This window comes from Sporosarcina sp. Y352, from assembly GCF_056786535.1.
On the sequence record NZ_JBXCJE010000012.1, the window covers coordinates 75,600 to 88,571 of the forward strand.

The 12,972-nt window shown below is 38.3% G+C and carries 14 protein-coding genes; all 14 read right to left on the minus strand.

The genetic code is table 11. From position 1 onward, the window contains the following. Nucleotides 1-152: 152 nt before the first annotated feature. Nucleotides 153-821, minus strand: a complete 669-nt coding sequence (gene radC, locus AC1TO6_RS16995) for a RadC family protein (RefSeq protein WP_482102814.1) — start codon at nt 819-821, stop codon at nt 153-155. A gap of 136 nt (nt 822-957) precedes the next feature. Then, nucleotides 958-1,800: a JAB domain-containing protein gene (locus AC1TO6_RS17000; protein WP_482102815.1), complete on the minus strand. Its 843-nt coding sequence runs from the start codon at nt 1,798-1,800 to the stop codon at nt 958-960. A gap of 158 nt (nt 1,801-1,958) precedes the next feature. Further along, nucleotides 1,959-2,225, minus strand: a complete 267-nt coding sequence (locus AC1TO6_RS17005; RefSeq protein WP_482102816.1) for a hypothetical protein — start codon at nt 2,223-2,225, stop codon at nt 1,959-1,961. Nucleotides 2,226-2,287: 62 nt separating this feature from the next. Continuing rightward, nucleotides 2,288-2,824 carry a hypothetical protein gene (locus AC1TO6_RS17010; RefSeq protein WP_482102817.1) on the minus strand — a complete coding sequence of 179 codons (537 nt, stop codon included), beginning with the start codon at nt 2,822-2,824 and terminating at the stop codon, nt 2,288-2,290. A 304-nt stretch (nt 2,825-3,128) separates the two neighbouring features. Then, the gene (locus AC1TO6_RS17015) at nt 3,129-3,437 is read right to left on the minus strand and encodes a hypothetical protein (protein ID WP_482102818.1); all 309 of its coding nucleotides are present in this window, start codon (nt 3,435-3,437) and stop codon (nt 3,129-3,131) included. Between the two features lie 181 nt (nt 3,438-3,618). Further along, nucleotides 3,619-8,826 (minus strand): hypothetical protein, encoded by a 5,208-nt coding sequence (locus AC1TO6_RS17020; protein ID WP_482102819.1) that lies wholly within the window; start codon nt 8,824-8,826, stop codon nt 3,619-3,621. A gap of 12 nt (nt 8,827-8,838) precedes the next feature. Then, on the minus strand, nt 8,839-10,299 hold the full coding sequence (locus tag AC1TO6_RS17025) for an S-layer homology domain-containing protein (RefSeq protein ID WP_482102820.1): 1,461 nt from the start codon (nt 10,297-10,299) through the stop codon (nt 8,839-8,841). A 90-nt stretch (nt 10,300-10,389) separates the two neighbouring features. Continuing rightward, nucleotides 10,390-10,917: a peptidase M23 gene (locus AC1TO6_RS17030; RefSeq protein WP_482102821.1), complete on the minus strand. Its 528-nt coding sequence runs from the start codon at nt 10,915-10,917 to the stop codon at nt 10,390-10,392. Nucleotides 10,918-10,929: 12 nt separating this feature from the next. Then, entirely contained in the window at nt 10,930-11,307 is a 378-nt protein-coding gene (locus tag AC1TO6_RS17035; RefSeq protein ID WP_482102822.1) for a hypothetical protein, read from the minus strand. Nucleotides 11,308-11,363: 56 nt separating this feature from the next. Beyond that, complete coding sequence (locus tag AC1TO6_RS17040) at nt 11,364-11,546, minus strand: hypothetical protein (RefSeq protein ID WP_482102823.1); 183 nt, start codon at nt 11,544-11,546, stop codon at nt 11,364-11,366. 13 nt (nt 11,547-11,559) lie between these two features. After that, entirely contained in the window at nt 11,560-11,709 is a 150-nt protein-coding gene (locus AC1TO6_RS17045; protein ID WP_482102824.1) for a hypothetical protein, read from the minus strand. A gap of 11 nt (nt 11,710-11,720) precedes the next feature. Further along, a complete protein-coding gene (locus AC1TO6_RS17050) occupies nt 11,721-11,885 on the minus strand; it encodes a hypothetical protein (RefSeq protein ID WP_482102825.1) in 165 nt (54 codons plus the stop codon). After that, nucleotides 11,882-12,025, minus strand: a complete 144-nt coding sequence (locus AC1TO6_RS17055; protein WP_482102826.1) for a hypothetical protein — start codon at nt 12,023-12,025, stop codon at nt 11,882-11,884. The genes AC1TO6_RS17050 and AC1TO6_RS17055 overlap by 4 nt, the downstream gene beginning before the upstream one ends. Before the next feature lie 20 nt (nt 12,026-12,045). Then, the gene (locus tag AC1TO6_RS17060) at nt 12,046-12,966 is read right to left on the minus strand and encodes a hypothetical protein (protein ID WP_482102827.1); all 921 of its coding nucleotides are present in this window, start codon (nt 12,964-12,966) and stop codon (nt 12,046-12,048) included. Between the last annotated feature and the right edge of the window lie 6 nt (nt 12,967-12,972).

The following is a 12,972-nucleotide window of genomic DNA, read 5'->3' on the forward strand; positions in this document are numbered from 1 at the left end:
GTCACCGCAGAATCGCACCATAAGGTGGATTTGCAAAAAGAAAATAGATAAAAAAGTATGTATTTAATATAGCATGTCCATTTAAATGTATCAATCGAATGACCATAGAAAAAAGACTTACGTTTATGCAACGCAAGTCTTGTATTTTTTTTTCACATGTATCCTTTCTCATTAAGAGAAATATACGTGCCGTCACCAATGATAAGATGATCGAGCATTTCCACTCCCAATACATCCCCACATTCGATTAAACGTTTCGTGACTTCAATGTCCTGCGGGGACGGAATGCAAGACCCAGAGGGGTGCTGATGTGCCACAATAATGCTTTTAGCAGCCTTTTGAATTGCACGACGATAGATCTCGCGTGGATGAACTATAGATGAATTTAAGCTTCCCTTGAAGATAGTCTCTCTCCCGACAACTTGGTTTTTTGTATTCAGAAATGCTACAACTAATTGCTCCTGTTCCTCGTGTCGAAGAAATTTAAACACTTCATAGGCATCTTCCGGGCTCCGAATGGTAACTGTTTCTGGCATACTTTGTTCGCTTAGAATTTTTGCCAGTGCAAGTGCTGCTTCCAAACGTTCACCTAGTGCCTTTGATATTCCTTCTAACATAGAAAAATCCTTGGCTGACATCGCCAGTAAATCGCGTACACTCAATGCTGACAATGTTCCGCAAATATCCGCATTTGCAGAGTTTCCTAAGACGATGGCTAGTAGTTCTGGAATAGTTGCCTCACTTTTTCCGTATATACGCACTTTTTCTCGCACAACTTCAATGTATTTTTTATGGTCTTTTTGGAATAGGTTTGTTTGCATAATATCTCTCCTTCACACACTCCGCCCAAGGCGGCACGGTGTGTGCCGCCTCGTTTAGATAGCCGGAGGGGAAGGCTTAGTTTGGTACAATTCAATTATCGTAAACTTAAAGATTTCTCGATGTTTTGTTTAATAATTAAATATACATCTTTTGTTTTAATGAAATATATTTACGCTCACTAACAATAATGCTATCTAGTAACTTAATCCCCAATAATTCACCGCACTCCATCAGAAGGTTAGTAAATTTAATGATTTCCGTTGAAGGTGTAAGATTATCCGACAATTGTAGCTGTGCGACGATGATTGAAGATGCCGCCTTATGAACAGCTAACCGAAATACTTCGCGCGGATGTAATATTGAAGAATTAAGATTGCCTTTTAAAACACATGTTATTCCTATTTGTTGGTTCTTATCATTTAAGAATGCGACCACAAATTGCTCTTGTTTTTCATATTTCAAATAATCAAACATTGAATAAGCGTCTGCAGGGCTTTGTATTGTTCTTCTCTCAACGTTCACATATTCTTCTTTTTGGCATTGTCGCTTTAGTGTTGTTTGCTTATCTGTTTCTATCAAGTTATGACTGTCAACAACTTTCAACCCATAATAATCTAGTGGATTAACATTGAATCTTCCCGTTTCGTCTAAATAAGGGTCAGTTATCCAATGAGATTCATGATCGAAACCGTCCATTTCACGATTAAAATAGCGTTCAATTTTAACATCTGTTGGAAAGGCTTCTCCATCAATGTCAGTTATATTTACAGGCAATTCTATTGAAACAAGATTATGCTCACGAATAAATGCAAATTTTTCGATACGAACGACAGGATAACCCGCAATTACAAAAGGTATCCTTACAACTTCTTGTTCGCCTTCGTAACTTAATATAGTAACTTTTCCCTCGTAGGACTCGATGAAATAATCGCCGTGGTTTCCTACTTGTAAATTCATGTTTAAATCAGTTCTATTCATAATGATCTCCTTCACACACTCCGCCCAAAGGCGGCATGGTGTGTGCCGCCTCGTTTCTTAGCCGGAGGGGAAGGCTGATTTATGTTACTCTCTCAAGTTTGTACAAAGCCATCTAAAGGCGTTTCAAGTTGTTTCTTAGAGTAGCTCTTGATTTCTAATCAGTGGCCACCTATTAACTTATGCTGCTGCAGTATTACCTCGGCGTTTACTACACCAAGTAAATCTCTCAGTTGTTGATTACAGTGAGCAACCCACAGCTCTTGAGTGCCGTCAAACTGCATTTCTTCAGCTGTGCAGTTATAGCCGACGAAACAATCGCTGCTGACACCAATCGATTTTGTAGTACCTACACCAGTCACAGCCATTACTACCACCTGGCAGTTACCGCCAGTATCAAGCGTTTGTTCTTGGTTAATTTTAATCATTGTCAGTCACTCTCCAATTTCTATTTTGTAAGCCTCAAAATTGATTACAGGGCTATTTGGTTTCAAGATAATTCTGCTCCTATTGCAAAAGAAAAGAGGTCAACAGGTTTCTCCAAGAATACAGATGCTGTTGATTCCATGCCACGCAAAAAGGTAGACACATTTCGGATCGTAATGGATTGACTTCGGATTTGTAGATGAATGTCACTCGTAGGTAGCATGACAATGCCAATTTCTTTGTATTCATAGATACCGTAAAGGGAACCGCGCTGGTAATTGCTACGCTCGGCTATTTTAATTAACTCACTTTGTTTTTTATTCGATTCATGAACCCATTCGATACCGCTAATTGTTGGACTAAACCCACTTAAAAATTGGTCCATCAAATATTGGCACGCATCAGGCGTTCCTTTAAAATGAATACGGTACCCCATTGTGTTTCGTCCCTTTGAAGTGAATGGAACAATTTTAAATTCGGTAACTCCGTCTGTCCATAGTATAGATTCACGATCAGACCACTTAAAACGAAGTGGTAATAAGAGCGGGAATAGAACATGCGGTTCTTCTTTTATAAAACAAGTTAACCTATATACAGACATGTTCCCTACACTCCTTTCTGATAAGACAACTCACGTATACTTGTTGATTCATCATTGCTAACACCCTTTCCCATTGTTTTTTGTTTCTCACTTTTTAATGCCGTGAAAACGCAAAAAAGCCCTTGGGCAGTTTGTTCGCATAGCAAAAAGAGTAAAGAATGCTATGAAACACAAACAGCCCAAAGGCTTCAGATAGTCGTCACCGCAGAATCGCACCATAAGGCGGATTTGCATATAAAAATAAGAGAACGTGTACTTAATTCAGATTAACAAAGGTGTTAGTCCAAATCAAGTACACGCTCTTTTATTTTTTGGGATTATAGGTGAAAAATGCTTCAATATCTGTTTTAGATAGTTGTTCCAACCGATTGAATTCCTTTTCATCTATAACTAACCGCAAATCCTGGTTCTTCATGTCCAAATAAGCGGGTAATGCATCCTCCGATGGTACTTCTAAAATTTCTGCCACAACTGCCTTTGTATGTTTTTTCTTAATTCCTAACTGTAAGTCCAATGTAACTTTTGTTAATCCAGCGAAGAGAAAAAGCATCATTTCACCATCATCCAAAAAGATGTTTTTAATACGCACATATAAATATTCCAAAACACTCACCAACTTTCTCCTGATATATAGTATTTTTTTGGAATAACAGCGGTAAATTGGTTATATAGAATAATATCGAATTAAATGAATATATGCAAATGCTTTTGTTCGAAAATGAAAAAGTCAGCCACCTGCTCGATTAAGCAAATGGCTGACTTTTTCATTTAACTAGCTCTTTGGAATATGCAAATTAGAAGCTCTGATGATAATTAAGAACATCGTATACACTATCGACAATCTCAATCATATAATTTCCATTAGATTCTACACTCGGGTTGTTAGTAGGATGGAAACCTTTAAATTTAAACAGATACTCTCCATTTTGAATCAAATCGAAATCATCTCTCCAAAGAATTGCTTCCCATTCGTCCTCGAATTCAGATGTACTAATCCGTGTAAATCGGTTGCTTGGAATCAAGACTTTACCAACTTTTCCTCCAAAATCTACTTCACCCTCTACGCGATTTGCCGGTGTTGTTTTTAACCGAATAACAAATTGTTCACCAGCTAAGAAAAGTTTCGTATCAGCGTCTTCTCCTTGTTCAGTCCAATACTTCTTCCATTTTGTAGTGTGTGTAACTAGGGGTGTTAGATTTGCAATATTAATGTTAACCCGCTGCGTCAGACTGCTACTTAGGTTGTCGTTATCCTTTACTGTAAGAGTAACATCGTAATATTCTGATGATGCTATGATTGATGGATAGCGTTGACTGCTTGTTGTCAACGTCCCCTCTTTGGTAAGCAATTGCCACTGATAGGATACGATACTCCCATCTAAGTCGTAGGAAGAGTCTGGATTTAACAAGAAGCTCTCTCCTAAAAATGGTTTAAATGGCTCCCATACAAACTGTGGAATTGGCGGTTTTTTAGGCGGCGCAGCTTGAACTACAATTTCCTTATAAGCTGCAATTTTGGACTTCAATCTTGTTGGTATTGTATCATCCCAAACATTCAAAGTTACTTTGTAAGTTCCAATTTGAGCGTTTATAATGGTCGGATTTTGAACCGTTTGGGTAGATGTTGAACCATTTGGCGCAACAATTATCCATTCCCATTGAACGACTGTACCATCTTCATCAACTGACTGATCTATTAAAGAAATCTTATCTCCCTGCAACGGAAGAGTTGGCTGATAATTGAACATCGCAAATGGAGCTTGTGGTCCCTTGATGACATTAAATATTCTCGAGTGTTTACCGCTAAGAGACGGTAACGGTGAGGGTGGATGGTCAAATACAACTTGCGTAACTCTATATTTTCCAACCCCTCCAAAAAGACTGAAATCAACTGGTGCTGAGCCTGTGTTCCAACTCTTTGTAACGTTATTTGACTGGTCCAATTTTTCGATGGTCCATGAATAATTGATTAAGCTATGACCATCAGGATCAGTCGATTTATCAGTATAAATAGCTTCCTCGTCAACATGCAGTGTGTGAGGACTAGTCATCCCTTCTGTACACAAAATACTATTGATTGTAATGACGGTTCTACTCAACTCAAAACATGAGTTTGGAGGATTGTTATTTATTACAGTTATCTCACGTTCGTATAAATCACTTTGTAGCGTTGGTGGATATTTTGGTATATCCCATACTGTTAAACCGATTAAATAACGCCCAATCGGTAATCCCATTGCTTCAAAACTGGCTGGTGAGGTTGGCCCACTCCAAACAACTACACCATCACTCTGACGTTTAACTGTCCAATTATAATTTGTTAAATCATCTCCATTCGGATCATAACTTCGATCACGAATATAAGTTTTAAGTTCTGATGTATTTAAGCTATCAGAACGTAATACTATCGATGGTGAATCAAATAAAGCAATCGGTTTCAAGTTGACGTTTTTAGTTGATATTAACTTTGTAACGAATCCATAAGCGCCATCAATATCTTTAACTCTTAAAGTAATGTAATAATCTTTAAATGGCTGTAAAATAGCCGGTGGGTTGCCTGAGTACTCTACATCATCTACTACATACTTTTCCCATGTGTATTCCACGATCCCATTTGCCGGAAGACCTAAATCATCCCAATTATCTTTATGGTCGGGGTCGAATGAATCTGTTGCATCCAACGTTAATCTCAATGTTCCTGCTTCAATGGTGAATTTAAACTCCGCAATCGGTCTACGGTGTACATTGATTTTATAATCACGTACAATTTCTTCGTCAGACCATTTGCGGTAATCTGCGAATCGAGCATCATCCCCTGTATTGTGTAGTGGATTATCTTTCGCTCTGAGCGTAACGGTGTACGTCCCCACTTCGTTCAATTGCATCGGAGCATTAATGTAAAGCCCACTTTGTGCAATAGGTCCTAAAGGTTGCCCGTCAATTACACGCCCATTTATCGTTTTCTGATCGTGTTCAAATTTCCATTCACGTTGCAATTCCGGATCTTTTTCATAATCGTCATAAACGGTTGTATAATCCAATTGATCGCCTAGAACAATAGTGAAGGATTCTGCATTTTCTTCAATCATGAATTTATTCAGCAAATCATCACGTAAGGTCTGTATGTTTGACTGTAAACTACTCGTATTATACTGTGAATAACGCCCTTCTTTCCCACTACTATTAATTAAACTTTGTGCAGGAGTTCGTAGGCTATTATTCGCATTACTCCAAAAGAATAAGTTTTTGTTAGTAATCGTGTTTATTACCTGATTTCTTTTGGTTGTATTATTGTTCCATGTCCACGGATTAGCGTCCATACGATAATAGTATTTATAAGCTGCGTTGTTAAAAGTAAAGTTACTGAAATCAGTAGTAAAATCAGTTGTATCAATTTTCTCGTCAATTCCTGACGGATCACTTGTTGGATTTCCAGGACGATTATCAGGCCCGCAGCCTTGGTTAACGTAATGGGTGATTACAAATCGGTAATCCGGCTGCCACTGACGAATTGACGCAGTATACCGTGTCCCTGTTTGCGACCTTATTTCGTTAGCTGGATTAGAGCAAGGAGGTGCATGTTCATTCACTTTTCCACCTAAATGTGACCTGTCTTCGTAGCACCACGTAACGGTCATAATTGGTGAAGAGGATTGCGATACCACGTCCCAAGAACCACTATAAGGAGAGGTCCCACTATAACTCGAATATGCGTAACTGCCATAATCTACCCACCCGTAAACAGGGACGTTTGTAACACATTCGCCGTCCATATCCATTTGTCTGTAATAGCAATTGTTGATATCAACCTTCGCATCAAGACCTTTCATTCTCAAATCAGCTTCTAATGATCCTGCATGTGCTGTCAGTCGGTTTTTAGCATTTTCATCGACTTGGTAGTAATAGTGGTCATACTGTCCACCACCACCTCCATTATTCACACCACCGCCAGATCTAGCGCCTGTTTTACGTTGTAATGTCGCTACATCCATACCTCCAAAATCAAGTACAAGGTGAATGGAATTCTTACGCTTAATAGCAAAATCAATTACAGGTGGAACATTGTCGACTTTAATCGCCTTATCAGATAGTGGAATGTTGAAATTTTCGGGTTCCATGTAGACGGCGACAGAATTGTTTTTATCAATTACATCAGAAGTGTCTACTAAGTAGTCTTCAGGAAGAATAAATTCCTCGTATGTTGCTTCGCCAAACGCTTCTTTTACTTGAAGAGAAAAACGATAGTGGCCAACATGTTTTGTCTTATACGTTATCGTTTTTTCGTTGGTACTAGAAATAACTTGCTTATCTCCATCTGTAGGTCCGAATAGTCCATCATTGTTGGCATCGAATTCTACATACCATATACGTTGTGCAATCGAATCTCCGTCAACTGAAGCGCTATTATCCGTCAGCGTTACTGTCGTTTGTTTATTAGCGTTTACATCACGTAAATATACGGATTTATCAACTGTGAATCCTGCAAATGGCTTTTCATCCGGTCGAATCTCTATTTCTTCGATAAGAACTTCACTAGTTTCATCAAAATTATTAGTGACAGTCATTTGTAACTCATATTTTCCGACCTTCTTAAATAACACATGTCGTTTAGATGGATCGGAACTTGTACGTATTTTTATATCTGCGCTTGTTAATCCTTCACTTTTGGGAATGATATTCCACGTTGTAAGACTATAATCAATTGGTGCTACATGAACAGGCGATACTAAGTCAGATGCTTTAGCATCGAATGTAATTGCTCGATTCTGTTTAAATGACCCCGTGTTAGTCGTTTTGGCTGTCGGAGTGGTCGGCAATATATCAAAGCTCGCAAATGCTTCAGCAGAAGCCCCCATAGCATCTTCATTTCTAAAATAAGCCGTATGGGAAGTTTTTTCGGTTACTCTGGATGATTTCCATGTATTACCGCTAATCGGTTGACCATCTACAAACCATTCTTCCGATACGATATCACCATCATCATCATAGGATATAGTGCTTATATCAACTGTTTCGACCCAATAATAAAAAGGCAAGGTACTAATTTCAGCAATAGGTGGTCTATTTGGATATTCAGCAGGTGGTGGTGACATATTCCCTACGGTTACTGTTCGTGAAGTCGTGAACACTCTATTTACCTGGTCAGTTACTACAAGTTCGATTTTGTAACTTCCTTCAGTATCAAATGTATAGGCTTTTGTGTAGTCAATAGACTTAGCTTTACGAGATCCACTTGCAATCGATTTCCCATTTACCTTTAAGTCATATCGGATATTTTCTTCAGTACCGTATGTTTTAGCAGGGTAGTATTCTTTTCCTGCAAAACCAATATCAATTGTATCTCCCATTTTTGCTGTCGGAGCGACTGTTATGGTTGCGTCAGGATAAGAGGTTGTTTCGACAATTGCTGCTGTTAACTCATGACCTAAACCAGTATCGAATTGATTTAATCCTTCGACACTTACAAGGGAGCCTGTCCACATTGCCAAATCACGTATATAGTATTTATTAAACTCTTTAGTAGACTTGTTTTCTTTAATTATAGTAGGAAAACGTTTAGCTCTAGCCTTAACATAAGCATCATCGCCGTTAAATTGTAAAGTCCAATAAGTTAAGTCGTTAAAAAACAGACGTCCACCTGAACCGTCACGTAATGGTCTTAGTAATGGCATCCATCCACGCTCTACTTGTTTTAAAGGTTTTTTAAACTGATACCCTTGTACCTTAATCAGCCAGTTCATATCATTCATGTAATCATCAAAATTAAGAGCTGTATTCGTACTTTCAATTGTATATCTTTGGCCAAGACCCGTCGGTTTACCTACATTGGAACTATATGTTTCACCTGAAACCATTTCGAGATCGGGATCAAGACTATCATCCTTCGCTTTTTTATTCGTTAAAGGTGGCCGTTCATTTGCAGATACATAATTATTGGGTGGTATCAGATTTATGAACATGAGACTAATTAGCAATAGGCTAATATATTTATTCAATTGCACCACATATCATCATCACTCTTCCCATCCTAAAATCCCTTTTACTAATGGGTAGTTGGCAAGTTCAAACCGTTTCGCATTAAACATTTCTCTCCAGTAAATATTTAAGTGGTCTGCAATAGATTTAAATGGCACTAACACGACTCCATTTTCAGATATAACGGCATTGGATAAAGTAACTGTTTTATTGTTTAAGGACGCTTGATCACTCCCTATTTGAAGTTCAAGTTTTTTCCCGTTGTGTTGAATAATTAACCCGTCTGTCGAAACAGATACCAGGTCTGTATCATTAAATAGTGACTTAATATCTACTAAATAGTCATCGTTCTTTACTTTCTTAACTACCGATGCCATCCGTTCAGTATCAACCTTTCCACTATGATACGTAACAATGTCTTTATTCTTAGATGGTAAATCAATTAAAAACTTCCCATTTTCTTTTGGAGGATTCGGAATGACATTATTTAGCGTGATATCTTGCAGAAACATCGGATCAGGATTTGTCCAAAAATCGGGATAGTATTCAGTTTCCCGGAAAGGAACTCCATCAATAGATACGTATTCTACTAAGGGATAAGCTTGTGCGTATAAGGTTGGTGCTCTTTGTAGCGCACCGATATAGCTTTCAAAAAATTTTTCCGGCGTTATTTTCAAAACCGGTGCGTCATCAGGTAGATTTGAAACATCAGATTTCATTTCGGCAATTACATCAATCACCGTTATCGAACCGTCAATACCTGCACGTTTCAAAACTTCTAATTTACCTAATCTCTTTACCAAATCTGCATAAGAATAGTTTTTTAAACTACCTGCTGGATATACCTCATTGGGAGGTGCAGGTGCAAGATTGTTTTTAGTATTTATCAATTGATAAATGGAAAGCACAGTCTCTAAACGATCCCCTGTTGTTTTTGCAGAAAAAGATGTACCGGATAAAGCACCCATTATTTTGTAGTACGTTAAGCGTTGCACGGGTTCTAATGCTGATTTACCGATCAATCCTTTATCAGAATAAGTTAAGGTTACTTTATTAGGGAATGAGGATTTATATTGTAAGGCGCGATCTAGCATAATCGCCATATCACCACGAGAGATAAATTCTCCGGCCTTAAAGCGTCCGTCAGCGTACCCAATAATAATCCCTGCTGCTTGTGCTTTAATAACCCCATCGTATACTGCCGATGTTTTACTAATATCAATGAATGACTTTGGATTCGTTGGAGTAGGTAATTTTAATGCACGAGAAATGAATAAAGCGAACTGACCTCGCGTCACTTTTTCAGTAGGTCGGAATGTGTTGTCAGTGAAACCACTTATAACACCTAAATCAATTAGCGTATCAATCTTCGATTTGTGAGGGTCATTAGCAGAAATGTCTTTAAAACTTGAATCTGCTGCTTCAACCCCAATTGTATGAACTATTGATGGAATTGCGATTGTTGCAGCTAAAGCTGCTAGATAGTATTTTGTTTTCAATTGAAAAGCCCCCATTTATATCATTTTATACATATCATTATGTCATTAATGATTTCGAAATACCACTGTTACTTATAGGTGAAATATATATTAGTTTTTATATTCATAAACAGCAGACTGTCTTATTATTTGCGGTTCATCTGAAAAGAAACGAGGGCTCAGCGTTTCCGCTACTACGACCAATGAGGGACCATAGATTGTTTCAAATATTTCGTAATCTGGATTACCACATGATATTCCGTAAACGCAGGGAAATGTAATTCCAGGTTGTGAGAGCTCATCAATAAGTTCCAAATGAACTACATCTACTGGATGTTTAAAAAAAACTTGAGAATTTGACGGGTCCGGAAGAAAAGAATCCCCCGAATTTCGCATACCTGTATTTCGCTCGAAAGCTAAGATAAAAGCCCCTTCCGCCAGTTGTCGGTCAAAAATAATACTTCCTTCACTCAATGCATCAGGGCTAATCATCATCGATCCATCGTGCACCGCGATTTCAAGTGTGTTTTTTAAATGTCTTGTTGCTGTAAGATCTTGTTCATAATCCATTTGAAACTTCATGATTAATGCCCAAACAAGACACAAGAAAGCAACACGTAATACGACATTGAATCCCACTCACTTACCCCCTCATTGTAATGACTCACTCATAATGGACTGCCTCGCTGTGTATGTAGGACTACCTTGATTAAATATATTAATAACAAAAAGTGGGGTTCTTTTTATTTTAATCTCTCCCTCAATTACTCCTCCACGAGAGACGTGACCCAATGTACCTTTAACATCAATGTTATTGGGCGAGAAGTTATATTTCTCCGTAAGAGTTAACTCCATCTCTTCTAGAATATCAGTCGTCATGCTCCCGACGATTGATGCCTCTTTCAACCCTTCTAACAATACCTGATCCGCTGCTTTTCGATGAAGTCCATCGAGGTATGCCAACAATGGCGTAAACATTATGGTTACGGATAAAAAAAGCGTCATCCATTTAGCGAGAGTTGTACTCAATTTATACACCCCTTAAAATAGTTTAAAGGCACCCTTTCAGATGCCTTTCCATATTGTTAATTGCCTGACAATCCACCAGTAATGACTTGCTGCGTAGTTGGGGCTATTTGGTCCGTAACCGTCGTATTGTAATCCGTAGTTTCTTCAGTAATTGTGTTTGCTGCAACTACAAAAACTAGTCCGGCAATCAAAATAACCGTGATAGCAAGCCCCATAAATTTTGCGATTGTTGTATTCATTTTTCATTCTCCTTTATATTTTATTTATTTGGAAACTCTCAATCACGTTAACATCACTTTCGTGTTTCTGTTGCAGCGAATGAAAGGTTAAACCATAGTAAAGTGTTGCTAAAATTAATAACATGGACGCCACAGTCATATAAGCCGCTAGCGTTTTATTCATATGAGAACCCCCTAAGGCGTTGACGATTTTAATAGTTCGTTCATACTGCCATCAATATGCGTTTTATACTTATCTGTTTCACTGCTTAACGTATTCGTCATGTTGACGAAGATAAGTCCGGCAATTATAATTACCGTGATTGCGAGACTCATGAATTTAGCAATTGTCGTATTCACGGGGATGTCTCCCCCCCCATAAGTTGAGCAATTCCATCCGCAATTAAGGACATCTCACCAATTAATACATCCCAGACCAATGCTGCAATAACAATCGCTGTTGCTGCAAGTGACATCCATTTAGCAATAGTTGTATTCATCAAATTTACTCCTTTTCGCGTTACTTGAATGGTAGGGACGTACCTTCCATCATCTTCATAGTCATCACAACGATAACCAAAACAAAGTTCAACATTATCAAGAAGTTAGCACTCTTAACTGGGATACTCAGGAGATCTACAAACATCTTGCGTTTTCTTCGACTATTTTCAATTTGCGAAGTAATGAAAATGTCTTCCATTCCACGCAAGCTCGTCAACAATGTATCCCTACTGTTTTCATCAAAGGTCTTTAATACAGTAGCCAAACTTTTTGCCTCGCTCGTATTGATACTTTCTGCGAAACCATTGATAGCTTCATATGGTCCCACCGAAGATGATGACCACTCACTTAACATTTTTGTAAGTTGTGGCTTTATTTCAACGAAATAAGGTAGGAGTGTCCGAATCAAGGAATACACATTAATTCGAGTATTTCTCATCATTTCAATCTCCGATACCAACATATCGTATAAGGAAAAGAGTTCAGCATTTCGTTTAGCTCTTCGGTATTCAATCAACTGATTAAGTAACATTCGAACTGGAGAAAAAGGCAAAGCTGGATACAGGATGATAACAGTAATCACCGATATCAAAATCCCCCCCCCTTTTAACTCTCCTTTTAATAGAAGAGGAGCCACTCCATAATTCAAAATAACAAGTAGGAGTAAACCAATATAAAAAACATTCACCCGCAATGCATTAAATCCCAATGGATAACGGGCCATTGTCAACAATTGCTCTAATGCAGATGATTTAGCCTGCTCAACAAAGTTTTTTTTACTATCGTTCCAACTATCTTTCAAACGAAGTCGAAGGTGTCTTCGTTCCAATTTTGTTGCAAGCCCAGAGTAGACGAGAACACCAGAAGTGGCTGCGCCGACTAGGGCTACGATGTAGGGCACATATGGCATGAATCGTAACAGTGCTATGTTTTCGGTCACCTGTCT